Here is a 24,404-nt window from a genome sequence, read left to right as displayed (position 1 = left end):
GCGTACGGCGCAGCCGCGGCGGCCGGGGAGCACCGGCCCGCGGGGCAACGGGCCGGTGCCCGTGTGCCGTTCCGTGGTACGCGGTGCCGTTCTCCGTCGCACCGGCGCGCGTTCCACCGATCCCCCGTCGATTCGTTTACCGAGAGGGCAAGATGACGCGCAAGGGCAGGGCATTCTCCACGGTCGCGCTGTGCTGCTGCACGGCGGCGGCCGGTGCGGGGCTGGTGGGTTGTGAGGACGCCTCGAAGGCGGAGGGGAAGCCGGCGGCCGGGCACAGCGCCTCGTCCGCCGAAAAGCGGCCGGACGGCGGCCTGTTGACCGGCACCCGGAAGATCGACGTCTCCGGCCACTCGGTGCACGTCTCCTGCTCGGGCCGGGACGAGGGGCCCGGCGCGCCCGTGGTCGTCCTGCTGTCCGGCGGCGGCGACCATCTGGGGAAGATGGCCGCGTTCCAGAAGACGCTGGGCAACAAGAACCGGGTCTGCTCCTACGACCGGCTCGGCCAGGGCGCCAGCGACAAGCCGTCCGGCCCGCAGACCTTCGAGAGCACCGGCCAGATCCTCACCGGGGTGCTGAAGCGGGTCGCCGGGGACCGGCCCGTCGTCCTGGCCGGCCACTCCCTGGGCGGGATCATCGCCGCCCGGTACGCCCCCGACCACCGGGACAAGGTCAAGGGGCTCGTGCTGCTGGACGCGACCTCGCCGACGAACACGGCCGACATCGCCCAGGCCATCCCCGAGTCGGCCGGCGGCGAGGCGGGGCAGCTGCGCGAGCAGAACCTCGCGATCTTCCGGGGGAAGAACCCGGAGAAGCTGCGGATCCCGGACGGCAAGGTCCGCTCGGCGGGCGACATCCCGGTGGAGGTCGTCAAGCACGGCAAGCCGTATCTCGCGGCCGTTCCCGAGTACGGGCCCGCGCTGGAGCGGTCGTGGACCCGCGGCCAGCACAAGTGGCGGGCCCTGTCCACCGAGAGCAGGGGAAGCACGGCCGAGCACAGCGGGCACTACATCTACCTGGAGGAGCCGGACGTCGCCGTCGAGGCTGTCCACCGCGTCACCGCCCGGGTCGCGGACGCGGAACGGAGCGCCGGCTGAGGGCGCCCGGAACGGCCCGTGCGACCGGCGGCGTCCGGGAGAGCCCGGGGCCGCCGCCGGTGTGCCGGGGTCGCCGTCAGCCGGCGGACGGGCGCCCCGCCAGCCCGGCGAGGGCCGCCCGGTCCATGCCGGCGGCCTTCTCGACCTCGTCGGACGTGAGCGCTCCGCAGTCGAGTCCGCGCAGCAGATAGGTGCTGAGCGCCCGGGCTGTGGCGGGCTCGTCCATGACGTCCCCGCCGGAGCGTGCGACGTAGGCGGCGAGCCGCTCCCCGGCCCGGGCGAAGCCCTCGCGGTGGAAGGCGTAGACGGCCGCGTACCGCGTGGGCAGGTGGCCGGGGTGCATGTCCCAGCCCTGGTAGTAGGCGCGGGTCAGCGAGCGGCGCACCAGCCCGTGGTGCAACTGCCAGGCGGCGTGCACCTGTTCGCGGTCGCCGACCGGCAGGACGTTGGTCGAGCCGTCCGAGAGCCGCACGCCGGTACCGGCCGCGGCGGCCTGCATGACGGCCTTGGCGTGGTCGGCGGCGGGGTGGTCCATGGCCTGGTAGGCGGCGCTGACGCCGCAGGCCGCGCTGTAGTCGAAGGTGCCGTAGTGCAGCGAGGTGGCCCGGCCGCCGGCGGCGTCGATCATGCGCGCGACGGTGGCCCGGCCGTCGGGCCCGACGATCGACTGCGCGGTCTCGATCTGGATCTCGAAGCCGATGCGGCCGGCCGCCAGTCCCCGCGCCTTCTCGAACTCCTCGCACAGCCGCACCATCGCGGTGACCTGCTCGGGGTAGGTGACCTTGGGCAGGGTGAGCACGAGCCCGTCGGGCAGCCCGCCGGCCTCCATGAGCCCGGTGAGGAAGATGTCGAGCGTGCGGATGCCGCGCTCGCGCACATCGGCTTCCATGCACTTCATCCGGATGCCGGCGTAGGCGGGGGCGGCCGGTCCGCGGCCGGCGGCGCGCGCGGCGAACGCGGCGGAGACCAGCTCGGCGGCGCGAGCCGCCGCCGCGTCCTCCTCGGCGTCGGGCCGGGGGCCGTAGCCGTCCTCGAAGTCGATGCGCAGGTCCTCGACGGGCTCGGTGCCCAGCTTGGCCCGTATCCGCTCGTACACCGGCCCGGCCAGCTCCTCGTCGATGCCGAGGACGCGGGCCAGCGCCGGTGCGTCGGGAGCGTGCGCGTCGAGCAGTTCGAGGGCCTGCTCGCCCCACTCCTGGACGGTGGTCCGGGTGACGGCGTCGGCGGGGACGTAGACGGTGTGCACCGGCTGGCGGGTGCCCGGGTCGCCCGGGTACCGCCGGGCCAGCTCGGCGTCCACGTCGGCGAGTTGGGCACCGATGTCCTTGCTCACCGAGGTGCCGAAGGTGGTGCTGACCGTCCCGCCCTGCGTCATCTGCGCTCCTTCTGCCGATCCGAGCCTCAACAGTTTGTTGAAGCACCGCCGGTGACGCTAAGGTCCGCCGCTCCCCCGGTCAAGGGTCCGCCTCCGGCGGCGACCCGGTAGCGACCTGGTGCGCGGGCGCGGAGCCGGTACGGGCGGGCGGCCCAGCAAGTCGTAGAGTCGGGCGGGTAACCGGAGCCGTGGCCCAAGGCGGCTCTTCGTGCTGGAAGGCGACCGTGACTGCGCAACACGAACCCACGCCCGACTCCCGCCGGCTCCCCTGGCTGCTGGACCTGCCCGCCATGGACGCGGCCCGCTTCGCCGCCGTCGAGGACAAGGCCGCGGCCGTCCTGCACACCACCGGCGACGTGGTCACGATGCAGGGCGAGGCACTGCTGCCGCTGGAGTCCTGCATCCGCTCGGCGGCCGGCCCGGGCACGACGGCACTGAACGTGATCACCGGCCCCTACGGCGAGACCTTCGGCACCTGGCTGCGCTCGACCGGCGCGCACGTCGTCACCCTGGACGTGCCCTCCAGCCGCGCCGTCACCCCGGACGAGATCGCCGGGGCCCTCGCGGAGCATCCCGCGATCGACTTCGTCTCGCTCGTGCACGCCGAGGCCGCCACCGGCAACACCAACCCCGTCGACGCGATCGGCCCGCTGGTGCGCGCACACGGCGCGCTGCTCATGGTCGACGCCGTGGCCTCCGTCGGCGCCGAGCCGGTGCTGACCGACGAGTGGGGCATCGACCTGTGCGTGATCGGCGGCCAGAAGGCGCTCGCCGGGCCCGCCGGGGTCTCCGTCACCTCGGTCAGCGAGCGCGCGTGGGAGCGCATCGCCGCCAACACCCGTGCCCCGCGCGGCTCGTACCTCTCGCTGCTCGACTGGAAGAGCCGCTGGATCGAGCCGGGGCGCACCGCACTGCCGCACGCACCGGCGCAGTTGGAGATGCTCGCGCTGGAGCAGGCGCTGGACCGGATCGCGGCCGAGGGCCTCCCGGCGGCGCACGCGCGGCACGCCGCGACGGCCCGTGCCCTGCGCGCCGGTGTCCGCCGACTGCCCGGCGTCGGCTGCTACGTCGTCGAGGACGCGCACGCGGCACCGGCCGCCACCACGCTCACCGCGCCGGACGGCACCGACGCGCGCACGCTGACCGCCGATCTGCTGGCCGCCGATCCCTCGCTGCCCCTCCAGACGGCGACCGGCACCGACGGCCCCGTCCTGCGGGTCAACCACTACGGCGCCGCAGCGGGCCTGCCCACCGTCCTGGACACCCTGGCCGCACTCGCCCGCGCCACCGCTCCGGACGCCCCGGATGTCCTGGAGGCAGCCCGCGCCGCGGCGGAGTCCGCCTGGGAGGACGCGCGGTAGCCACGCCGCGGGCCCGCCTCCGGGCCACCACCCGTGACCCCGCGCGCCCCGGAAGCCCTGGGCCTCCGGGGCGCGCCACGTGCTGCTGCGCGGTACCCGCGGTGTCCGGTGCGCGTGCGCTCAGCGGATCGGGACGTCCGAGAGGCTGCGGGCGATCACGAGGCGCTGGATCTCGCTGGTGCCCTCGAAGACGGAGTAGATCGCCGCGTCACGGTGCATCCGCTCGACCGGGTACTCGCGTGTGTAGCCGTTGCCGCCGAGGATCTGCATGGCCTGCGCGGTGACGGCCTTGGCGGTCTCCCCCGCGTACAGCTTCGACATCGAGCCCTCGGCGGACTCGAACTTCCGCCCGGCGGCGGCCATCCAGGAGGCCCGCCACACCAGCAGCCGCGCGGCGTCCACCCGGGTGCGCATGTCGGCGAGCTGGAAGGCCACGCCCTGGTTGTCGATGATGGGCCGGCCGAACTGCACCCGGGTCTGTGCGTAGTCGAGTGCGACCTCGTAGGCGGCGCGTGCGATGCCCACCGCCTGCGCGCCGACGGCGGGCCGGGACGCCTCGAAGGTCGCCATGGCGGCGTTCTTCACACGCTCGCCACCCTTGGCCCGCTCCCGCGCCCGCGCGAGCCGCTCGTCCAGCTTCTCCTTGCCGCCGAGCAGGCAGTGCCCGGGCACCCGCACGTCGTCCAGCACGACCTCGGCGGTGTGCGAGGCCCGGATGCCGTGCTTCTTGAACTTCTGGCCCTGGGAGAGGCCGGGGGTGCCCGGCGGGACGATGAAGGAGGCGTGGCCCTTGGAGCCCAGCTCGGGGTCGACGACCGCGACGACGACGTGCACGTCGGCGATCCCGCCGTTGGTCGCCCAGGTCTTGGTGCCGCTGAGCACCCATTCGTCCTTGGCCTCGTCGTGGACCGCGCGGGTGCGCATGGCCGCGACGTCGGAGCCGGCGTCGGGCTCGGAGGAGCAGAAGGCGGCGACCTTGACGTCGTTCACATCGCCGTACATCTGCGGTACCCAGGTGCCGATCTGCTCCTCGGTGCCGTTGGCCAGGACGCCGACGGCGGCGAGGCCGGTGCCGACGATGGACAGCGCGATCCCCGCGTCGCCCCAGAACAGTTCCTCCATCGTCACGGGGATGCCGAGGCCGGTCGGATCGAAGAACTGCTGGGCGTAGAAGTCCAGGGAGTACAGCCCGATCTTGGCCGCCTCCTGGATGATCGGCCAGGGGGTCTCCTCGCGCTCGTCCCACTCGGCGGCGGCGGGCCGGATCACGTCGGCCGCGAACCCGTGGACCCAGTCGCGTACTTCCTTCTGGTCGTCGTTGAGGTCCAGGGTGAACTGGGTGTCGGCCATCGTCGGGGTCCTCCGCCTGTCTCTCCGGTCGTTACCATGGGTAATCCCTCGGCGTCGCCAGTCTGTTACCGGCTAGTAGCGCTGTCAACTCCTCTCCTGCCACCCCGGCCACCCCCTCTCGCGGGGCGGCAGGACACCCGGCGGTGTTACGTTGCGTCGGGAAAGTCCGGGCTGCGCCAGGGGCACACGGCACCGGACGGGGGCAGGAACCGGGGGACGTGCACGACGGGCCGCAGCGCGACGAGCGGCCCGAGAGGGGCCGGGACGGGCCACGAGGGCGGGGAGAGAACGCACCGATGGAGACCACACGTGAGGACGCGCCGCTGAGCGCGACCGAGAAGCGGCGCGCCGAGCTGCTGGAGGCCGCGGACCGCGTCGTCCTGCGGGACGGCCCGGGCGCCTCGATGAACGCGATCGCCGCCGAGGCCGGCATCACCAAGCCCATCCTCTACCGGCACTTCGGCGACAAGGGCGGCCTCTACCGCGCGCTGGCCGTCCGGCACACCGACGCCCTGCTGGCCTCGCTGCGCGCCGCGCTGGACGCCCCGCGGGAGCGCCGCGAGCGCGTCGAGGCGACGCTGGACACCTATCTGGCGGCCATCGAGGCGCGCCCCCAGGTCTACCGGTTCCTGATGCACCCGGCGGAGAACTCCCCGGCGGGCGAGCGGGGCTTCGACGTCGGGCAGTACTCGGCGCCGCTGCTGCGCCGGCTGGGCGAGGAGCTGGCGAAGGTCATCGCCGAGCGGGTCGATCTGGGCCCGGAGAGCGAAGGGCTGGCCCGGGTGTGGGGCCACGGGATCGTCGGCATGATGCACGCGGCCGGGGACTGGTGGCTGCGCGACCGGCCGTGCGAGCGGCGGCAGTTGGTGCGGCACCTGGCCGATCTGCTGTGGGGCCGGCTGGCGGCGGCGGGCGACCGCGTCGGCGGCCCCGGCTTCTGACGACCGTCCCTCGCCTCCGTCCCCGCCCTCACCGGCATCGCCGTCGTCACCGGCATCGCCGTCGTCGTACCGGCGGCGCCGACAGCGACGTCACCGCCCCTGCCGCTCCGCCGTGTTCCAGGGCGCCCGCCGGGCCGCGCGCAGCGCCCGGCGGCGGCGCAGCCCGGTGAGGCGGTCGGTGTAGAGGACGCCGTCGAGGTGGTCGCACTCGTGCTGGAGGCACCGGGCGAAGAAGCCCGTGCCCTCGATGCGGAGGGGTTCGCCGCGCAGGTCCTCGCCCTCGACGACGGCGACGTCGGCGCGCGGCGTCACGGACTCCAGCCCCGGCAGCGACAGACAGCTCTCGAATCCGCTGACGGTGTCGCCCTCGGTGTGCACCAGCCGGGGGTTGAGCACGTACCCGCGGTGCCGGCGCTCGTCGTCGTCGGGGCAGTCGAAGACGAACAGCCGCAGCGGCACGCCGACCTGGCAGGCGGCCAGGCCCACACCGTCGTGCGCGTACATGGTCGCGTACAGGTCCTCGACCAGGTCCTCGACGGATCCGGCCGGCGGCCCGTCCCCGGGGCCCACCGGGCGGTCGACGGCGTGCAGCACGGGGTCCGGGTACAGCCGCATCCGGCGGACGGTACCGGCGCTGCCGGGAATGGGAGATCGTCGCACCGCGACAGGGTACGGGCACCGCGACAGGGTACGGGCACCGCGGCAGGGTACGGGCGGCCCCCCGCGGATGATCTTGGCAGGGGTGGCGCGGTCCTGGAGGGGTCGCGGGCTCGGTAGGCTTCTCTCCTACGCGAGGGGCAAGGAGGTTCACACACGATGGCAGGCAACACGGAGCCGCTGTCCGCGCGGTCCCGGCTGGCCGTGACGGCGGGAAAGGCGGCTGCGGCGGTGTCGCGGGCGGCCGGCCGCGGCAGCGGGTCGGTGATCGGCGGAAAGGTGGCGCTCAGGCTCGACCCGGACCTGCTCCAGCGGCTGGCCCAGCATCTGGACGTCGTCCTGGTGTCCGCGACCAACGGCAAGACCACCACCACCCGGCTGATCGCCGAGGCGCTGCGGGCCAACGGCGAGGTCGTCTCCAACGCCCTGGGCGCCAACATGCCTGCCGGTATCACCTCGGCGCTCGCCGGCGGGTCCTCGGCGCGGTACGGCGTGATCGAGGTGGACGAGAAGTACCTGGCGGGCGTCGCACGGGATGTGACGCCCAAGGCCATAGCGCTCCTGAACCTCTCGCGTGACCAGCTCGACCGTGCGGCGGAGACGCGGATGCTGGCCGAGAAGTGGCGCGAGGGCCTCTCCGGCCAGAAGGCCGTGATCGTCGCCAACGCGGACGACCCGCTCGTCGTGTGGGCGGCCTCCTCCTCGCCGAACGTCGTCTGGGTCGCGGCGGGCCAGGAGTGGAAGGACGACGCCTGGTCCTGCCCGGCCTGCGGCGGTGTGATGCAGCGCCCCGGCGACGACTGGTTCTGCGGCGAGTGCGGCTTCCGCCGCCCCACCCCCAGCTGGGCGCTGGCCGGCGAGCACGTGCTCGACCCGCACGGCTCGGCCTGGCCCATCCACCTCCAGCTGCCCGGCCGGGCGAACCGCGCGAACGCGGCCACCTCGGCCGCCGTCGCCGCCGCCTTCGGCGTCGCGCCGCAGACGGCGCTGGAGCGGATGTACGCCGTCAAGGCGGTCGCGGGCCGGTACGACGTCGTCGGCTACGAGGGCCGTGAGCTGCGGCTGCTGCTGGCGAAGAACCCGGCCGGCTGGCTGGAGACGTTCTCGCTGATCGACTCGCCGCCGGCGCCGGTGATCCTGTCGGTGAACGCCCGGGGTGCGGACGGTACGGACACCTCGTGGCTGTGGGACGTCGACTACGGTCGACTGGCGGGGCACCCGATCTGTGTGATCGGTGACCGGAAGCTCGACCTCGCGGTCCGGCTGGAGGTGGCCGGCGTCCACTTCGAGGTGTGCGAGGACGCACAGGACGCGGTGCGCCGGTGCCCGCCCGGGCGCATCGAAGTGATTGCGAACTACACCGCGTTCCAGGATCTGCGCCGTGCGGTCGGCAACTGATCCGGCTTCTTCCTCCGTCCGACCCATCGATCCGCTGAAGGAGCTGGCGGTATGAGTGACGCGAGTCTGCGTCTGGTGTGGATCTACCCCGATCTGCTGAGCACGTACGGTGACCAGGGCAACGCGCTCGTGGTGGAGCGCCGCGCGCGGCAGCGCGGGCTGGGTGTGCAGCGGCTGGACGTCCGCTCGGACCAGCCGATCCCCACCTCCGGGGACATCTATCTGATCGGCGGCGGCGAGGACCGCCCGCAGCGGCTCGCCGCCGAGCGGCTGCTGCGGGACGGCGGCCTCAACCGGGCCGTCGACAACGGCGCGATCGTCTTCTCGGTCTGCGCCGGCTACCAGATCCTCGGCCACGAGTTCGTCAACGACCTCGGCGAGCGCTCCGCCGGGCTCGGTCTGCTGGACGTGGTGAGCACCCGTGGCGAGGCGGAGCGCTGCGTCGGCGATGTCCTCGCCGACATGGACGAGAACCTGCGGCTGCCGCAGCTGACCGGGTTCGAGAACCACCAGGGCGTCACCCACCTCGGTCCCAGCGCCCGTCCGCTGGCGCGGGTCCGCCTGGGCCAGGGCAACGGGACGGGCGACGGGACCGAAGGCGCCTGGAACGACACGGTTTTCGGCACCTATATGCACGGCCCGGTGCTGGCCCGGAACCCGCAGATCGCCGATCTGCTGATCAAGCTGTCGCTGGATGTGAACGCGCTGCCGCCGGTCGACGACCGGTGGTACGAGGCCCTGCGGCAGGAGCGGATCGCCGCGGCGACCCAGCCCGTCTGATCCCCCGGAACGCCTGGGTACCGCCCGGGTGCGCCGCCCCGGCGAGGGTGGCGTACCCGGGCGGTTCTAGTCTGGTGCGGGCGTATCGGTCGGTTGCGGGAGAGTTCGGATGGATCACGGCGGGCACGGCGGCATGACGATGGATCTGCCGCCGTTCACTCTCGGTCGGGGACTGGAGTTCACGGGCGAGCCGTTCTTCCTGGTGGGGTGTCTGGTGGCGCTCGCCCTGTACGGCTGGGCGGTGGTGCGGCTGCGTCGGCGGGGGGACGCGTGGCCGGTGGGGCGCACGGTCGGCTTCGTGGTCGGTGTGCTCACCGTCGCGCTGGTGATGTGCACCGCGCTGAACGACTACGGCATGGTGCTGTTCAGCGTGCACATGGTGCAGCACATGGTCATCAGCATGCTGTCGCCGATCCTTCTGCTGCTGGGTGCGCCGGTGACGCTGGCGCTGCGGGCGCTGCCGTCCGCCTCCCGCGGGCCGGGGGGCGAGCGCCGCACGGGCCCGCGCGAGCTGCTGGTGGCGCTGTTGCACAGCCGCTACATGCGGGTGATCACGCACCCGGTGTTCACCATCCCGCTGTTCATCGCGAGCCTGTACGCGCTCTACTTCACGCCGCTGTTCGACTTCCTGATGGGCTCGAAGGCCGGGCACATCGCGATGATGGTGCACTTCCTCGCCGTCGGCCTGGTCTTCTTCTGGCCGATCATGGGTGTCGACCCGGGGCCGCACCGTCCCGGCTATGTGATGCGGATGCTGGAGCTGTTCGCGGGGATGCCCTTCCACGCCTTCTTCGGCATCGCGCTGATGATGGCCTCCGAGCCGATGATCGAGACCTACAGCGATCCGCCCGCCTCGCTGGGGGTGAGCGCGCTCTCCGACCAGTCCTCGGCCGGGGGGATCGCCTGGGCGTTCAGTGAGATCCCGTCGGTGATCGTGCTGGTGGCCCTCGTCTTCCAGTGGTACGTGACCGAGCAGCGTCAGGCCCGGCGCCGGGACCGCAGGGCCGACCGGGACGGCGACAAGGAGCTGGCGGCCTACAACGCCTATCTCGCCTCGCTCCAGGCCAGGAGCAACTGACGCGGACCTGTGCGGTAGCGCGAGGGGCCGCGGCCGGGGGACCATGGGACCCGGCCGCGGCCCCTGTGTCTGTGTGCGCGACCCGTGCCGTCCCGGGGCCGCCGGGAGGAGGGTGGTTCTCATGCCAGGGAGCCCGACACCGAAAACGCCCAGAGTGCCCAGGACCTCGCGCATGCCGGCTTCGGCGAAGGCGATGACCGCCTGCACGCTGACCGGCCTGGTGGTGGCCACGGCCTACACCGTGGCGCTGGGCGGCAGCGGCTGGCTGTGGTTCCTGTGGGTGGTCCTGGGGCTGCTCACGCTGGGTGTGCTGGCGACCCGCGGCTAGCGGGAGACCAGCGGGAGGTGGGGCGGCGGGCGCTCAGCCCGCCGTGCCGAACTCGTTGAGCATCGCCGCGTCGAACGCCTTGAGGTCGTCCGGCTTGCGGCTGGTGACCAGGACGTTCGGGCCACCCTTGCAGGTGACGACCTGCTCGTCGCGCCAGGTGCCGCCGGCGTTCTCGATGTCGGTGCGCAGGCTCGGCCACGAGGTGAGGGTCCGGCCGCGTACGACGTCCGCCTCGACGAGCGTCCAGGGCGCGTGGCAGATGGCGGCGACGGGCTTGCCGGCGTCGAAGAACGCGCGGGCGAAGGCGACGGCGTTCTTGTCCAGTCGCAGCGCGTCGGGGTTGGCGACGCCGCCGGGCAGGACCAGCGCGTCGTAGTCGTCGACGGAGGTGTCGGTGACGGCCACGTCGATGTCGAAGGTGTCGGCCTTGTCCAGGTGGTCGAACGCCTGGATGCTGCCGGTCGTGGTCGAGACGAGCACCGGGGTGCCCCCGGTGTCCTTGATCGCTGCCCACGGGTCGGTCAGCTCCACCTGCTCCACGCCCTCGGGTGCGACGAGAAATGCGGCACGCATGCGGTTCACGTCCCTTCCGGTTGTCGGTTGCGGCTCGTCCCCGGGTCCCCGGGGCGCGGGGGCGGCATGCATGGGCGCGGCCCGGTCGGCGCCGGTCAGCCGCGGCCGGCGCGGGTGAACAGCCGGGTCGCGGCCGCCAGGCACAGCGCGGCCAGGGCGAGGGTGACCGCGGCGCCGAGCCCGACCGTCCCGGCCGCGTAGTGGCCGCGGAAGACCTCACGTACGGCGTCGACGGTGTAGCGGAACGGCACGGCGCGGGAGAGGCCGTCCAGCCAGCCCGGGGCGAGGCTCATCGGCAGCAGCAGCCCGGAGAGCAGCATCAGCGGGATGACGCCGGTGTTGGCGACGGCGGCGAACTCCGGCGGGGTCCGCAGGCGCGCGGCCAGTCCGTAGGAGAGCGCGGCGAGGGCGCCGGACAGGACGGCGACGAAGGCGAGGCCGGCGAGCACACCGGGCAGCGGGGCGCGCAGGCCGAACGCGAAGCCGAGCAGCACCAGCAGCACGGACTGCGCGACGAGCTGGACGACGTCGCGCAGGGTGCGTCCGAGCAGGAGCGCGAGCGGGGCGACGGGCGTGGCCCGCATCCGGTCGACGACGCCGAGGTTGCGGTCGACGATGAGCCCGAGGCCGACGAACGAGCCGCCCAGCAGGGCGAGTTGGACGAGGATGCCGGGGACGAACGTCTGCCAGGGGGAGCCGTCGGCGCCGAGGTCGAGCCGGGTGAGCAGCGGCCCGAAGAAGGTGAGGAAGAGCAGCGGCTGGAGCATGCCGAACAGGAGGTTCGTCCGGGAGCGGAGGGTGGCGCGCAGACAGCGGCCGAAGACGACGGCGGTGTCGGCGGGCAGCCGGGGGATGCGGGTGGGTGCGGGTGCGGGGTGTGCCGTGGTGGTCATGGTGTGGTCCGGTCTCGGGCCGGTGCGGGGACCGGCGGGGTCGGTGACGGGGATCGGGGACAGGGACGATGACGGGGCGGGCCGGGCCGGGCCGGGCCGCCGTGGGGCGCGGCTCATACGGCGAGGGGTTTCTCGGTGGGGCCGCGCCCGGTGAGGGCGAGGAAGGCGTCCTGGAGGGTGCCTGCCGAGTCCGCGGGCGCGTACCGGGACCTGAGCTGTGCGGGGCTGCCCTCGGCGACGGCCCGGCCGCCGTCGATGACGACGACGCGGTCGCACAGCGCGTCCGCCTCGTCCAGGTAGTGCGTGGTGAGGAAGACGGTCGTGCCGAGGTCGCGGCGGATGCGGCGGATCAGCTCCCACAGCCCGGCCCGGCTTCCGGGGTCGAGTCCGGTGGTGGGCTCGTCGAGGAAGAGCACCTCGGGACGGTTGACGAGACCGAGCGCGATCTCCACGCGCCGGCGCTGGCCGCCGGAGAGCGCCCCGGTCGGCCGGTCCAGCAGTGCGGTCAGGCCGAGTTCGGCGGCCAGTTCGCCGGCGCGGGCGCGGGCCGCGGCGCGCGGCATGCGGTGCAGCCGCCCCTGGGTGACCAGCTCCTCGCGGACGCCGCAGCCGGGGTCGAGGCCGCCGGCCTGTGCGACGTATCCGATGCGGGCGCGTACCCCGGCGGGGTCGCGCACCAGATCGCGGCCGGCGACGCGGGCCTGTCCCGCGGTGGGCGGGAGCAGGGTGGCGAGCATCCGCTGGGTGGTGGTCTTGCCGGCGCCGTTGGGGCCGAGGAAGCCGAGGATCTCGCCGCGCGGGACGGTCAGATCGAGGCCGCGCACGGCGTGCACGGGGCCGGAGGGGAGCCGGTAGCTGCGGGCGAGCCCGCGGACATGGAGGGCGGGGACGGGTTCCTGGTCGGACATGGCGACGAGGAAAGCACAGCGGAATACAGAAATGCAATGCGATTCAGTTTTGGAGTGCGGTTAGACTTCTCCTATGAGTGAAGGGCTGCGCGAGCGCAAGAAGCGACAGACGCGGGAGCGGATCCAGGCGACGGCCATGCGGCTGTTCGTCGAGCGGGGCTTCGACAAGGTGACCATCGCCGAGGTCGCGGCGGCGGCCGAGGTCTCCGTGAACACCCTGTACAACTACTTCGAGGCCAAGGAGGACCTCGTCCTGCCGCCGGATCAGGCATCCCCCCAGCGCCTCGCCGACATCGTGCGCGAGCGCGGCCCCGCCGACTCCCCCGCACGGGCCGTGCTGAGCAGGCTCCGGGACGAACTGCGCGACCACGACCCCAAGCTGGGCCTCACCGAGGGCTTCGGCGCCGTCTTCGAGATGATGCGCAACGCGCCCACCCTCACCGCGCGCCTGGAGGACCTGGGCCGGCAGATGACCGACGCGCTCGCCGTCCTGCTCACCGAGGAGACGGGCGCCGAGCCGGACGATCCCGAACCGCTCGTCGTGGCCGGGCAGATCGGCTGGTTCCACTCCCTCGTCTTCGCCGAGATCGGCCGGCGTGTGACGGCCGGCCGCTCCCCCGACTCCATCGCCACCGACATGCTGCGCCTCCTCGACGTCGTCGAGGAACAGCTCGGCGCCCGCGCCTTCACCTACGCCGTCCGCGACGCACGAGAGGAACACCCGTGTTCAGAGTGACCATCAGAGGGGCCTTCGGCCCGCTCGACGACGCCGGCCGGGCCGCGCTGCGGGCCGGTACCGACGGTGCCGTACCCGGCTACACCGAGGCGGGCTCCTTCACCTGCGACGCCGGGCTCTCGTCGTTCACCTTCCGCTGCCAGGTGGCGCCCCCGCCGCCGGGCCAGGAGGAGGACGAGGAGGGCTGGGCCACCCTGCGGGCGCTGGAGGCCCTGGAGGCGCACGGCCATCCGCACCGGGTGCTCCGGGTCGGGGTGACGGACATGCGCGCCATCAAGATCCGGCGCAAGGGCGGGGCGGGGCAGCGGGCGGAGCGCCGGGCCCGGTGACGTGCCGGGCCCGCGGCCCTACACTGACGCTCCCGGCGCCGGGCACCGGCGGCCCCGCTTCCTGCCTGCCCCCTGCCTGCCCCGAGGAGCGCCCCGCGTGTTCTACCAGCTGCTCAAGTACGTACTGCTGGGGCCGCTGTTGCGGCTGCTGTTCCGGCCGCGGATACAGGGGCTGGAGCACATCCCGGAGCGGGGGGCGGCCATCGTCGCGGGCAACCATCTCTCCTTCTCCGACCACTTCCTGATGCCCGCGATCCTCCGCCGGCGCATCACCTTCCTCGCGAAGGCCGAGTACTTCACCGGACCCGGCCTCAAGGGGCGGCTGACGGCCGCGTTCTTCCGCAGCGTCGGACAGATCCCCGTGGACCGCTCCGGCAAGGGCGCCGGGCGCGCGGCCGTCGAGGAGGGCCTGACCGTCCTGCGCAGGGGCGAGCTGCTGGGCATCTACCCGGAGGGCACCCGCTCGCACGACGGACGGCTCTACAAGGGCCGGGTCGGGGTGGCGTCCATGGCGCTGGAGGCCGGTGTGCCGGTGGTGCCCTGCGCCATGGTGGGCACCTTCGAACTCCAGCCGCCCGGACGGAAGTTGCCCCGGCCGGGGCCGGTGACCATCCGGTTCGGCAAGCCGCTGGACTTCTCCCGGTTCGCCGGGCTGGAGGGCGAGCGCGCCGTGCTGCGGGCCGTCACCGACGAGATCATCCACGAGATCATGCGGCTGTCCGGCCAGGAGTACGTCGACATGTACGCACCCGACGCCAAGGCGGCGCAGGCGGCCGAGCGGGGACGGCTGCGGCCCCGGCGCAGGGGCGCCCGCCCCTGACCTCCCCCGTGCCGGAGCCCACCCTCGCGCGGCGTCCAACTGCCGTACGCCCGGCCTCCGTTGGACTGCGCTCTCAGCGGAATCCCCCGCGGGCGAAACACCCCGGCCCGCCCCTCGCCCTGCCCGTAGCGTGCCCGGTATGGCAGATCACGCACGGGCACTGGTGGTGGGGGCGACGGGACAGATCGGGCGGGCGGCGGTGCACGCGCTCGTGGCCGACGGATGGGAGGTGACGGCGGCCTCGCGCGGCGGCGGACGCGACGCGCGCTGGCCGCGTGAGGTGCGCACGCTCGCCCTCGACCGGGACGAGCCGGAAGCGCTGGCGGCGGCGGTGGGCGAAGGGGTGGGGCTGCTGGTCGATGTGACGGCGATGTCCGGGGAGCACGCGCCAACTCGCCGCGCTGGCCGGGCGGGTGGGCTCCGCCGTGGTGCTCTCGTCGGCCGCCGTCTACGTCGACGCGCGGGGGCGCGCCTTCGGTGCGCACAGCGACCCCGGCCTGTGCGCCGACTACCCGGTGCCCGTCACCGAGCGGCAGCCGACGCTGGAGCCCGGCGAGGGCTACGGGGCGCAAAAGGTATTGCTGGAGCGGGAGTTGCTGGCGCTCGGCAAGCGGCTGCCGGTCACGCTGCTGCGGGCGGGCGCGGTGCACGGGCCGCACTGCCGTACGCCGCGCGAGCTGTACTTCGTCAAACGGTGGCTGGACGGCCGCCCGGTGCGGGTGCTGGCCCACGGCGGGGAGAGCCGGTTCCAGCCGGTGCATGTGGACAACGTCGCCGAACTGGTGCGGCTGGCGGCCCGGCGGCCCGCCTCCCGGGTGCTGAACGCCGGTGATCCGACGGCGCCCACCGTCGCGGAGATCGCCCGCGCGGTCGACGCCGCCGTCGGCTGGGAGTGCGAGACGGTACTGCTGGAGGGGGCGCCGCCCGCCGCGGAGCCGTCGGTGGGGCGGACGCCCTGGTCGCTGCCGAAACCGCTGGTGTTCGACATGGCCGCGGCCGAGGCGGAGTTGGGCTACCGGCCCGTGACCACGTACGAGGAGTCGCTGCCGCGGACGGTGGAGTGGCTCGCGGCCACCCTGCGCGGCCGGGACTGGCGCGTGGCCTTCCCCGAGATGGCGGCGGCCTACGAGCCGACGGAGCTGTTCGCCTACGACGCGGAGGACCGCTGGCTGGCCGGCCGGCGCGCCTGAGCGGCGAGGCACCGCGGCACACGCGGAAGGGGCGGCCCCGCCTTGGGGACCGCCCCTTCTCAGGGTGTTCAGCCGCGTGTCACCGGCCCGTGGGCAGGGCGGGAAGCGCCGCCGAGGCGCTCTCGGCCTTCGCGGTGGCCTTCTTCGCGGACTTCTCCGGTTCGGGCGTCGCGTGCGGGCCGCAGGTGACGTCCTTCGGGTCGGTGGTGCCCTTCAGCAGATAGGCGTCCACCCGCTTGTTGATGCAGTCGTTCTTCAGGTTCGTGATGCCGTGCGAGCCGGCGTCCTTCTCCGTGATGAGGCGGGAGTTCTTGAGCCGCTTGTGCAGTTCGACGGCGCCCGGGTACGGCGTGGCGGCGTCCCGGGTCGCGGAGATCATCAGCACCGGGTGCGCCGTGCGGGTGTTGACGTCCGTCGGCTTGTGCTGCTTGAACGGCCAGACGCCACAGGGGTAGTTCATCCAGGCGTTGGACCAGGTCAGGAACGGGTACTTCGCGTGCAGCCGGGTGTTGTCCCGGTCCCAGGTGCGCCAGTCGCGGGGCCACTTGGCGTCGTTGCACTCGACGGCGGTGTAGACGGCGTTGCTGTTCTCGTCCGCCCTGTTGCCGGCCTTGTCGGACAGGTCGGCGCCCGCGGCCTCGACGAGCGGCTTCTCGTCGCCCTTGAGGTAGGCCGACCAGGCCGAGGCCACCTCGGCCCACGCCGAGTCGTAGTAGGGCGCGCTCTGGAAGAAGCCCAGCAGCTCCTCGGGGCCGACGGCGCCGCCGAGGGGCTCCTTCTTCGCGGTGGCGCGCAGCTTCTTCCACTGCGTCTCCACCTTCGCGGGGGTGGAGCCGATGCCGTAGACGTCGTCGTGGCGCGCGACCCACTTCTTCCAGTCGTCCCAGCGGGTCTGGAAGGCGATGTCCTGGTCGAGGTTGACGTCGTACCAGACCTTGTCCGGCGCCGGGTTGACCACGCTGTCGGTGATCATGCGGCGGACGTGGCCGGGGAACAGCTCGGCGTAGACGGCGCCCATGTAGGTGCCGTAGGAGACGCCGAGGAAGTTGAGCTTCTTGTCGCCGAGCGCGGCGCGGATGACATCGAGGTCACGGGCCGCGTTGGGCGTGGTCAGCGAGGAGATGAGCGCCTTGTCGTTGCGCTCCTTGCAGCCGTCCGCGTACTCCTCGGCGACCTTGCGGTGGGCCCGCTTGTCGGCCTCGTCGTCGGGCACCGGGTCGGGCTTGGGGCCCTTGACCCACTCCTGCGGGTCGGCGCAGGAGACGGGGGCCGAGTGGCCGACACCGCGCGGGTCGAAGCCGACGAAGTCGTAGGCGGTGGCCGCCTTGGCCCACAGCGGGTTCTTGGCGGGGATGCGGTTCGGGAAGGCCAGGCCGGAGCCGCCGGGACCGCCCGGGTTGTAGACGAGGGAGCCCTGGCGCTCGCTCTTGCCGCCGGTGCTGCGCGCCCGGTCCACGGCTATCTTGATCTTCTTCCCGTCCGGGTGGGCGTAGTCGACGGGGACGGTCACCCAGCCGCACTGCACGGGTGCCTTCAGGCCCCAGTCCGCGGGGCAGTCCTTCCAGTCGACGCCGACGCGGGCCGCCCGTGCGGCGGCCTTCGCGACGCCGCGGGCCTCGGCCGAGCCGTGCCGCCGGTCCTTGGCGGCGCCGGCCGCCGTGCCGTCGGCGAAGGCGGACGGCACGGATATCAGGCCCGCCGTCAGGGCTCCCGCGGCGATCGTGCCGGCGGCCGCTATGGCCGCCTTCCGTCTGTTCACGCTGTTCCCCCACTCTGTCCTGACGCCGCTGTGCGACGGCGTCCCGGTGGCGTCGGATGTCAGGAGGATCTTTCTCCGCCACCACCGGCAGGGGACAGAGCCGGTGGACGTTCTTTACCAAGACGTAAAGGTGTACGAGGCGTCGAGCGCACGTCTGAGCTGCAACGCGTCGGATGCGACGGCGGTGACCAGCACACCGGGCCCGGCCAGCGGGGTGAGCACGGTGCCCTCCCCCAGCACGGCCGCCTCCCGGGGCAGCCGGCCCGGCTCCGGGTCGACGACGAGGAGCTGCCCCACGGCGCGGTGGCCGCCGAGCACGGCCGGGCCGTCCCAACCGGGGGCGCCGGGGCCGTGGTCGAGCTGCTGGTCGAGCAGCGGCCGGCCCGCCCGGTGCACGGTCAGCCGGGTGCTCAGCCTGCCCGGCTCCTCGGCCGTGCGCCCGAGCACCTGCTCGTCGCGCAGCACGAGACGGGCGTCGGCCGCCATGTCCACCCGCAGGCTCTGGTACAGCTCGCTGCCCCGGGCGGAGATCAGCGGTTCGGGCAGCCAGTGCACCCGGGCGCCCGCGCCGAGCGTCAACCGCACGTCGTAGTACGCCGGTTCGGGGATCCGGCCGGGCAGCGCGATCGTGGCGGCGGTGCTGTCGATGCGCAGCGCGGCGCCCGCCTCCGCCGTCACGTCCACACCGATCCGGTCGCCGCCCAGCGGCGCGCTCATGGCGCCGACGAGGGTGATCCGGGCCCAGGAGGGGTCGGCGGCACGGGTGCGGCGCGGCGCCAGCGGTCCGTCGCCGCTGCGGACGGGCAGCGCCGTGCCGCCGCACCCGTCGGGTGCGGCGACGATCCGGGTGCTGCCGCGCACGCCCGCGGACGACGGGCGGGCGCGGGGGACGGTACCGGTGGTCATGCGGCGGGTGCCGCCCCGCCGGTCCAGGCGGCGAGCTGCTCGCGCGCCCAGTCGGCCACCGGGCCGACACCGGCCTCGGAACGCAACGACTGGAAGATCACCGGGAGTTCGCCGCGCTGCGCCTTGGCGTCCCTGGCCATGCCCTCCAGATCGGAGCCGACGTACGGGGCGAGGTCGGTCTTGTTGATGACCAGCAGATCGGCGGTGCTCACGCCGGGCCCGCCCTTGCGCGGGATGTCGTCGCCGCCGGCGACGTCGATGACGAAGATCTGGGCGTCGATCAGCCCCTGGGAGAAGGTCGCGGTCAGATTGTCCCCGCCGGATTCGACCAGCACGAGGTCGAGCGGACCGACGGCCTCCTCCAGGTCCTCGACGGCCTCCAGGTTGGCGGAGATGTCGTCGCGGATCGCGGTGTGCGGGCAGGCGCCGGTCTCCACGGCGGAGATCCGCTCGGGCGGCAGCACGGCCTCGCGCAGCAGGAAGGCCGCGTCCTCGCTGGTGTAGATGTCGTTGGTGACGACGGCGAGCGAGAGCCGGTCGCGCAGGGCGCGGCACAGCGCGGCGACGGTCGCGGTCTTGCCGGAGCCGACGGGGCCGCCGAGGCCGATGCGCAGGGCGCGGCGGCTGCCGTCGGCCCGGGTGGCGGGGGCGCTGTGGGTGTGCCGCTCGGGGTCGGTGACCTGGTGGTCGAGATGCACGGTGGTCCTCCGAAGGAAGCGTGGGCCCGGGCGTGGGCCGCGCGGGCCGGTGTTTCGGTACTGAAGTGATGAGGGCGGTGAGGGGGACGGGGGGTGAGGGGTGGTGCGGTGGAGAGGGGCCGGACGGGGCGGCTCCGAGGGAGACGGTCAGGACGCGAACAGGCGGACGGGCCAGGTCGCATGGGACTCGGCGACGAGGTCGAGCAGCGGCGCCGACGCGGCCGGCAGGGCCTCGACAGGACCGTCCGCCGCGCGGGCGGCCGTCTGCGCGACCTGTTCCGTCTCTGGGGCGAGCCGGGCCAGTACGGCGGTGGCGTCGAACGGGTCGAGGCTCAGCAGCCGGACGACGGCGGTGGCGGGGCCGCTGATGTTCTCGTAGGCGGCGGCGTACGCGGCGTCCAGCGGGGTCAGCCCGGCGGACCGGGCGGCCAGGCCCAGCACGACGGGCTGGTGTGCGCCCTTGGGCCGGGCGGCGGCCAGTTCGTCCAGCGCGGGCGAGGGCCAGGTGGCGCGGGCGGCCCGCATCATCTGGCGGCCGAGCCGGCGTGCCGTGCGGCGCAGTGCCGGCGAGGGGGTGCGGGCGTCGGCTGCCTCGTCCAGCGCGAGCGGGTCGTGGCCGGCGGCGGCAGCCGCCGCGAGGCCCGCCGCGGTCAGTCCCGCGGTGTGCAGCCGCCCGCGGCAGAAGTGCTCCAGATCGCCGGCGCCGCGCAGCCGCCCGGCCTTGACCGCGCCTTCGGCGCCTCCCGAGTGGGCGTGGCCCCCGGCGGGGAACCGTCCGTCGGCGAGTACCAGCAGTGCGGCCGAACCCGACATGTGTCACCTTCCTGTTCTGCTCCGGCCCGGGGCCGGGGCCCCGCTGCCGTCCCGGTGCCGCTCCCCGGTGCCGGGGAGCGGTGCTCCTGTGCGGTGTTCCTGCTGCGGCGGGGCCGTCAGAACAGGAAGTACCGCTGGGCCATGGGGAGTTTGGCCGCGGGCTCCGGGTCGACGACGGTGCCGTCGATGGTGACGGTGAAGGTGTCCGGGTCGACCTTGACGTGGGGCCGTGCGTCGTTCTGCCGCATGTCGGCCTTGGTGACGGGGCGGGTGTCGCGGATGGCGACGAACCGCTTGCCCAGGCCGAGCCGTTCGGGCAGCCGGTCCTCGATCGCCGTCGGGGTGACGAAGTTGACCGAGTTGGCGCCCGGGGCCCGCCCGGTGGCGCCGAACATCCGGCGCGGCAGCACGGGCTGCGGGGTGGGGATCGAGGCGTTCGGGTCGCCGAGCTGCGCGTAGGCGATCTGTCCGCCCTTGATCACGGTCAGCGGCTTGACGCCGAAGAAGGCCGGCTCCCACAGCACGAGGTCGGCGAGCTTGCCGGGCTCGACGGAGCCGATCTCGTCGTCCATGCCCTGGGCGACGGCGGGGTTGATCGTGTACTTGGCGACGTAGCGCCGGGCCCGCAGGTTGTCGGCACGGCCGTCGCCGGCCAGCGCGCCGTAGCGCTCCTTCATCACGTGCGCGGTCTGCCAGGTGCGCAGCACGACCTCACCGATGCGGCCCATGGCCTGTGCGTCGGAGGAGAGGATCGAGATGGCGCCCAGGTCGTGCAGGGTGTCCTCGGCCGCGATGGTGCTGGGCCGGATCCGGGACTCGGCGAAGGCGAGGTCCTCGGGGACGGCGGGGTTGAGGTGGTGGCAGACCATCAGCATGTCGAGGTGTTCCTCGACGGTGTTGACGGTGTGCGGCCGGGTCGGATTCGTCGACGAGGGCAGCACGTTGGACTCGCCGACGACGGTGATGATGTCGGGCGCGTGGCCGCCGCCGGCCCCCTCGGTGTGGTACGCGTGGATGCCGCGTCCGGCGATCGCGGCGAGGGTGTCGCCGACGAACCCGGCCTCGTTGAGGGTGTCGGTGTGGATGGCGACCTGGGCCCCGGTCTCGTCGCACACGGAGAGCGCCGCGTCGATGACGGCGGGCGTGGCACCCCAGTCCTCATGGATCTTGAACCCGACGGCCCCGGCGCGCAGTTGTTCCATCATGGAGGCGCGCGACATGGTGTTGCCCTTGCCGAGCAGCCCGACGTTGACGGGCAGCTGGTCCATGCCCTCCAGGGTGCGCGCCATGTGCCAGGCCCCGGGGGTGACGGTGGTGGCCTTGGAGCCCTCGGCGGGGCCGGTGCCGCCGCCGACCAGCGTGGTGATGCCGGAGGCGAGGGCCTCGTCGGCGAGCTGGGGGCAGATGAAGTGCACATGGGTGTCGATGGCCCCGGCGGTGAGGATCTTGCCGTTGCCGGCGATGATCTCGGTCTCCGGGCCGATCACCAGCTCGGGGTGCACCCCGTCCATCGTGTCCGGGTTGCCGGCCTTGCCCAGCGCGGTGATACGGCCGTCACGGATACCGACGTCGGCCTTGATCACTCCCCAGTGGTCGAGGACGAGCGCGCCGGTGATGACAGTGTCCGGGGCGCCTTCGGCGCGGGTGACCAGGGACTGCCCCATGGACTCCCGGAGGACCTTGCCGCCGCCGAAGACGGCCTCGTCACCGGAGCCGTCGGGCCCCTGGGAGCGGTCCTCCTCGATCTCGACGACGAGCGCGGTGTCGGCGAGACGGACCCGGTCCCCGGTGGTGGGGCCGAACAGGTCGGCGTAGTCGGGGCGGGACAGCTCAGGCATCGAGGGGGCCTCCTGTGGCGGCGCGGAGCCCGGCGACGACGCGCTTGCCGCGCAGCGGGACGAGAGCGACGTCGACGGGTATGCCGGGCTCGAAGCGCACGGCTGTCCCGGCGGCGACATCGAGGCGCTTTCCGCGGGCTGCGTCGCGGTCGAATTCCAGCCCGGGGTTGGCCTCGGAGAAGTGGTAGTGGGAGCCGACCTGGATCGGACGGTCGGCGGTGTTGAGCACGGTCATGCGGGTCACTTCGGCGCCCTTGTTGACCACGACCGGCTCCTCGGCGAAGAGGATCTCTCCGGGGATCATGCGGCTCCTTGTCAGGCGATGGGCTCGTGGACGGTGACGAGCTTGGTGCCGTCCGGGAAGGTCGCCTCGACCTGCACGTCGTGCAGCATCTCGGGGATGCCCTCCATGACGTCCTCGCGGGTGAGGACGGTGCGACCGGAGGCCATGAGTTCGGCGACGGTCCGCCCGTCGCGGGCGCCCTCCAGGACGTGCGCGGTGATCAGCGCGACGGATTCGGGATGGTTGAGCCGCAGCCCTCGGTCCTTGCGCCGCTGTGCCACGTCGGCCGCCACATGGATGAGCAGCCGCTCCTGTTCGTGCGGGGACAGTTGCATAGATCTCCACCTCACCGTCGTCACGCCGGGCTGGGACAGCCCTGGTTCATTCGCGACGACAGACAGCTTCGATAGATGTATCACACACTGGAGTCCGGGGTCACAAGTACCCCTGAATGACAGAGTGATGAGGTTTCATCGGCGTTACCGCCCTGTTTCACGCCCCAAACAGACATATCCGGAATGACCGCCGGGCTGTATTCGGCCGGTTCGATGCGGCTTGACCGCGCCTTCAGCAACTTCCAGGGACTCCTGGTGCTCCCGGGACGCCGCCGCGACATTGCGCAGCGTCGGGGTGAGCACAGGGCGCGCGGGAGCGAGGGCATGCGGGCGGGGCCGGAAGGGCGCCGGTGAACACCCCGCCGGTGGCCGCCCGCTCACGACAGGGAGCCCGCGCGGCACTGTTCAAGTTACGCGCCCCCTCTGCCGCTCCGTCACCCGGGGCGGCCCCGCACCGGCACTCCGCGTACCGCCCGCCCCCGCGGACACGGGCCGCAACTGGGCATGCACCGGGCGCTCTTGACGGGGTGACGGGCACCCAGCACCATCATGCCCACGTCAAATCGCGGTCGCTCCGCACGGCATCCCCCACAGCATCGGAGCCCACAGTGATACGCAGACCTCAGCGCCGCACCCTGTGCGCGCTCACGGCCAGTGCCGCGCTCACCCTGACCTTCGCCGGCGCCGCCGGGGCCCAGCCGGGCTCCGGCGGCGCCGCCGCACGGGCCGAGGCACCGGACATCCCGGTGGCCGCCGTACAGCAGCACCTCAAGGAGTTCCAGACCCTGGCCGAGCAGAACGGCGGCAACAGGGCGCACGGCGAGCCCGGTTACCGGGCGTCGCTGGACTACGTGAAGGGCAAGCTGGACGACGCCGGATTCGAGACGGACATCCAGGAGTTCACCAGCGGCGGGAAGACGGGCTACAACCTGATCGCCGACTGGCCCCGCGGCGGCAGCGCCGCGGACGGAACGGTGATGACCGGCGCCCACCTCGACTCGGTCCCCGCCGGCGCCGGGATCAGCGACAACGGCTCCGGCTCCGCCGGCGTCCTCCAGACGGCGCTCGCCGTCGCCGAGGCGAACCTGGAGCCGGCCAAGCATCTGCGCTTCGCCTGGTGGGGCGCGGAGGAGCACGGCATGGTCGGCTCCAGCAGCTACGTGGAGAGCCTCCAGCAGGGCGAGTTGGACGGCATCGACGCCTATCTGAACTTCGACATGATCGGCTCCCCCAACGCCGGCCACTTCGTCTACAACGAGGACCCGTCCCTGGAGAAGGTCTTCACCGACTGGTTCGCCGCGAAGGACGTCCCGACCGAGGCGTCCAAGGAGACCGACGGGCGCAGCGACCATGTGCCCTTCCAGGACGCCGGCGTACCGGTGGGCGGCTCGTTCACCGGCGCCGGGTACACCAAGTCCCAGGAGCAGGCGGACAAGTGGGGCGGAACGGCCGGTGAGCCGTACGACCCCTGCTACCACTCGGCCTGCGACGACTTGTCGAACGTCGACGAGAAGGCGCTCGATCTGCACAGCGACGCCATCGCCCACGCCGTCTGGCAGCTGAGCAGCTGACGGCACGACCGCGGCGGAACCGGGGGCCGACGGAACGTCGGCACCGCACGCTCCGCCCGGCGCTCACCCCTCCCGGCCCGGCCGCCTGTCACCGGCGGCCGGGCCGCGGTGTTCGGCGGCGATACCGAACCGCCGGCGCTCCTCCCGTTCGCCCGCAGCGGACCCCCACTCGCGCACGGACGAGACGGTGCTGATCACCTCGTCCTGCTCGCCGGTGTCCTGCGTATCGAGTCGCTCCAGGTCAGCGGCCGAAACGAGCCCCACGAGCGGCTTGCCGTGGCGGGTGACCACGACGCGTTCGCCGCCGTAGACGACGCGGTTGATCAGCTCGGCCAGCTCCGCCCGGGCTTGCGTCACCGGAATCTCGTAAGCCATGCTCCCCAGCATACG

Annotated in this window: 25 protein-coding genes and 1 pseudogene; 12 read left to right on the top strand and 14 right to left on the bottom strand. The window is 73.2% G+C overall.

The features are described from left to right. Positions 1-152: 152 nt before the first annotated feature. Entirely contained in the window at positions 153-1,094 is a 942-nt protein-coding gene (locus SCA03_RS04000; protein ID WP_086817899.1) for an alpha/beta fold hydrolase, read from the top strand. 76 nt (positions 1,095-1,170) lie between these two features. Here SCA03_RS04000 and SCA03_RS03995 read toward each other — a convergent pair whose 3' ends face one another. After that, the gene (locus SCA03_RS03995) at positions 1,171-2,469 is read right to left on the bottom strand and encodes a DUF6986 family protein (RefSeq protein WP_030884709.1); all 1,299 of its coding nucleotides are present in this window, start codon (positions 2,467-2,469) and stop codon (positions 1,171-1,173) included. Between the two features lie 224 nt (positions 2,470-2,693). Between SCA03_RS03995 and SCA03_RS03990 the strand changes: the two genes are divergently transcribed. Then, complete coding sequence (locus SCA03_RS03990) at positions 2,694-3,830, top strand: pyridoxal-phosphate-dependent aminotransferase family protein (protein WP_371863892.1); 1,137 nt, start codon at positions 2,694-2,696, stop codon at positions 3,828-3,830. A 120-nt stretch (positions 3,831-3,950) separates the two neighbouring features. Here SCA03_RS03990 and SCA03_RS03985 read toward each other — a convergent pair whose 3' ends face one another. Further along, positions 3,951-5,180, bottom strand: a complete 1,230-nt coding sequence (locus tag SCA03_RS03985) for an acyl-CoA dehydrogenase family protein (protein WP_086817898.1) — start codon at positions 5,178-5,180, stop codon at positions 3,951-3,953. A gap of 296 nt (positions 5,181-5,476) precedes the next feature. Between SCA03_RS03985 and SCA03_RS03980 the strand changes: the two genes are divergently transcribed. Continuing rightward, entirely contained in the window at positions 5,477-6,121 is a 645-nt protein-coding gene (locus SCA03_RS03980) for a TetR/AcrR family transcriptional regulator (protein ID WP_030884701.1), read from the top strand. 90 nt (positions 6,122-6,211) lie between these two features. On the opposite strand, the gene def is transcribed toward SCA03_RS03980, so the two are convergent. Further along, on the bottom strand, positions 6,212-6,781 hold the full coding sequence (gene def, locus SCA03_RS03975; protein ID WP_030884699.1) for a peptide deformylase: 570 nt from the start codon (positions 6,779-6,781) through the stop codon (positions 6,212-6,214). A gap of 156 nt (positions 6,782-6,937) precedes the next feature. On the opposite strand from def, the gene SCA03_RS03970 reads away from it, so the two are divergent. From SCA03_RS03970 to SCA03_RS34965, 4 genes are all read left to right on the top strand, one after another. Continuing rightward, positions 6,938-8,176 carry a Mur ligase family protein gene (locus SCA03_RS03970; protein WP_030884696.1) on the top strand — a complete coding sequence of 413 codons (1,239 nt, stop codon included), beginning with the start codon at positions 6,938-6,940 and terminating at the stop codon, positions 8,174-8,176. A 51-nt stretch (positions 8,177-8,227) separates the two neighbouring features. Then, positions 8,228-8,956, top strand: coding sequence for a type 1 glutamine amidotransferase (locus SCA03_RS03965; RefSeq protein ID WP_030884693.1), 729 nt, complete (start codon positions 8,228-8,230; stop codon positions 8,954-8,956). Between the two features lie 109 nt (positions 8,957-9,065). Then, positions 9,066-10,034 (top strand): cytochrome c oxidase assembly protein, encoded by a 969-nt coding sequence (locus tag SCA03_RS03960; RefSeq protein ID WP_030884690.1) that lies wholly within the window; start codon positions 9,066-9,068, stop codon positions 10,032-10,034. Positions 10,035-10,206: 172 nt separating this feature from the next. After that, entirely contained in the window at positions 10,207-10,362 is a 156-nt protein-coding gene (locus SCA03_RS34965) for a hypothetical protein (protein WP_030884687.1), read from the top strand. A gap of 33 nt (positions 10,363-10,395) precedes the next feature. On the opposite strand, the gene SCA03_RS03955 is transcribed toward SCA03_RS34965, so the two are convergent. The 3 genes from SCA03_RS03955 to SCA03_RS03945 all read right to left on the bottom strand — a co-directional run bounded on the left by SCA03_RS03955 (position 10,396) and on the right by SCA03_RS03945 (position 12,736). Next, positions 10,396-10,935 (bottom strand): type 1 glutamine amidotransferase domain-containing protein, encoded by a 540-nt coding sequence (locus SCA03_RS03955; protein ID WP_030884685.1) that lies wholly within the window; start codon positions 10,933-10,935, stop codon positions 10,396-10,398. A gap of 95 nt (positions 10,936-11,030) precedes the next feature. Continuing rightward, complete coding sequence (locus SCA03_RS03950; protein WP_170297990.1) at positions 11,031-11,828, bottom strand: ABC transporter permease; 798 nt, start codon at positions 11,826-11,828, stop codon at positions 11,031-11,033. 113 nt (positions 11,829-11,941) lie between these two features. After that, entirely contained in the window at positions 11,942-12,736 is a 795-nt protein-coding gene (locus SCA03_RS03945) for an ABC transporter ATP-binding protein (protein ID WP_086817709.1), read from the bottom strand. Positions 12,737-12,809: 73 nt separating this feature from the next. Between SCA03_RS03945 and SCA03_RS03940 the strand changes: the two genes are divergently transcribed. The 4 genes and pseudogenes from SCA03_RS03940 (at position 12,810) to SCA03_RS03925 (ending at position 15,811) form a co-directional block, all read left to right on the top strand. Next, complete coding sequence (locus SCA03_RS03940) at positions 12,810-13,472, top strand: TetR/AcrR family transcriptional regulator (RefSeq protein ID WP_030884678.1); 663 nt, start codon at positions 12,810-12,812, stop codon at positions 13,470-13,472. Further along, on the top strand, positions 13,460-13,801 hold the full coding sequence (locus SCA03_RS03935) for a DUF6204 family protein (protein WP_051845894.1): 342 nt from the start codon (positions 13,460-13,462) through the stop codon (positions 13,799-13,801). Before SCA03_RS03940 ends, SCA03_RS03935 begins: the two co-directional genes overlap by 13 nt. A gap of 97 nt (positions 13,802-13,898) precedes the next feature. Continuing rightward, a complete protein-coding gene (locus SCA03_RS03930) occupies positions 13,899-14,621 on the top strand; it encodes a lysophospholipid acyltransferase family protein (protein WP_086817708.1) in 723 nt (240 codons plus the stop codon). Between the two features lie 139 nt (positions 14,622-14,760). Then, positions 14,761-15,811: pseudogene (locus SCA03_RS03925) on the top strand (NAD-dependent epimerase/dehydratase family protein). Between the two features lie 79 nt (positions 15,812-15,890). Here SCA03_RS03925 and SCA03_RS03920 read toward each other — a convergent pair. The 7 genes from SCA03_RS03920 to SCA03_RS03890 form a co-directional block, all read right to left on the bottom strand. After that, positions 15,891-17,570, bottom strand: coding sequence for an alpha/beta hydrolase (locus tag SCA03_RS03920; protein ID WP_086817707.1), 1,680 nt, complete (start codon positions 17,568-17,570; stop codon positions 15,891-15,893). 114 nt (positions 17,571-17,684) lie between these two features. After that, positions 17,685-18,476 (bottom strand): urease accessory protein UreD, encoded by a 792-nt coding sequence (locus SCA03_RS03915; RefSeq protein WP_086817706.1) that lies wholly within the window; start codon positions 18,474-18,476, stop codon positions 17,685-17,687. Further along, positions 18,473-19,174, bottom strand: coding sequence for an urease accessory protein UreG (gene ureG, locus SCA03_RS03910; protein WP_030884657.1), 702 nt, complete (start codon positions 19,172-19,174; stop codon positions 18,473-18,475). The genes SCA03_RS03915 and ureG overlap by 4 nt, the downstream gene beginning before the upstream one ends. Before the next feature lie 147 nt (positions 19,175-19,321). Beyond that, complete coding sequence (locus SCA03_RS03905; protein ID WP_030884653.1) at positions 19,322-19,987, bottom strand: urease accessory protein UreF; 666 nt, start codon at positions 19,985-19,987, stop codon at positions 19,322-19,324. Positions 19,988-20,103: 116 nt separating this feature from the next. Beyond that, positions 20,104-21,825, bottom strand: coding sequence for an urease subunit alpha (locus SCA03_RS03900; RefSeq protein ID WP_086818266.1), 1,722 nt, complete (start codon positions 21,823-21,825; stop codon positions 20,104-20,106). Further along, positions 21,818-22,129 carry an urease subunit beta gene (locus SCA03_RS03895; RefSeq protein ID WP_030884648.1) on the bottom strand — a complete coding sequence of 104 codons (312 nt, stop codon included), beginning with the start codon at positions 22,127-22,129 and terminating at the stop codon, positions 21,818-21,820. Before SCA03_RS03895 ends, SCA03_RS03900 begins: the two co-directional genes overlap by 8 nt. A gap of 11 nt (positions 22,130-22,140) precedes the next feature. Continuing rightward, positions 22,141-22,443 (bottom strand): urease subunit gamma, encoded by a 303-nt coding sequence (locus SCA03_RS03890; protein ID WP_030884644.1) that lies wholly within the window; start codon positions 22,441-22,443, stop codon positions 22,141-22,143. 608 nt (positions 22,444-23,051) lie between these two features. Between SCA03_RS03890 and SCA03_RS03885 the strand changes: the two genes are divergently transcribed. Further along, a complete protein-coding gene (locus SCA03_RS03885) occupies positions 23,052-24,014 on the top strand; it encodes a M28 family metallopeptidase (RefSeq protein ID WP_230988474.1) in 963 nt (320 codons plus the stop codon). 63 nt (positions 24,015-24,077) lie between these two features. Here SCA03_RS03885 and SCA03_RS03880 read toward each other — a convergent pair whose 3' ends face one another. Then, positions 24,078-24,389 carry a type II toxin-antitoxin system Phd/YefM family antitoxin gene (locus tag SCA03_RS03880; protein ID WP_030884638.1) on the bottom strand — a complete coding sequence of 104 codons (312 nt, stop codon included), beginning with the start codon at positions 24,387-24,389 and terminating at the stop codon, positions 24,078-24,080. Positions 24,390-24,404: the final 15 nt, after the last annotated feature.

The sequence above is a fragment of the Streptomyces cacaoi genome (genome assembly GCF_006539165.1).
Classification (GTDB): domain Bacteria; phylum Actinomycetota; class Actinomycetes; order Streptomycetales; family Streptomycetaceae; genus Streptomyces; species Streptomyces cacaoi.
Note: the sequence above shows the minus strand (reverse complement) of the source record. Positions and strands in the feature narration are given on the sequence as shown.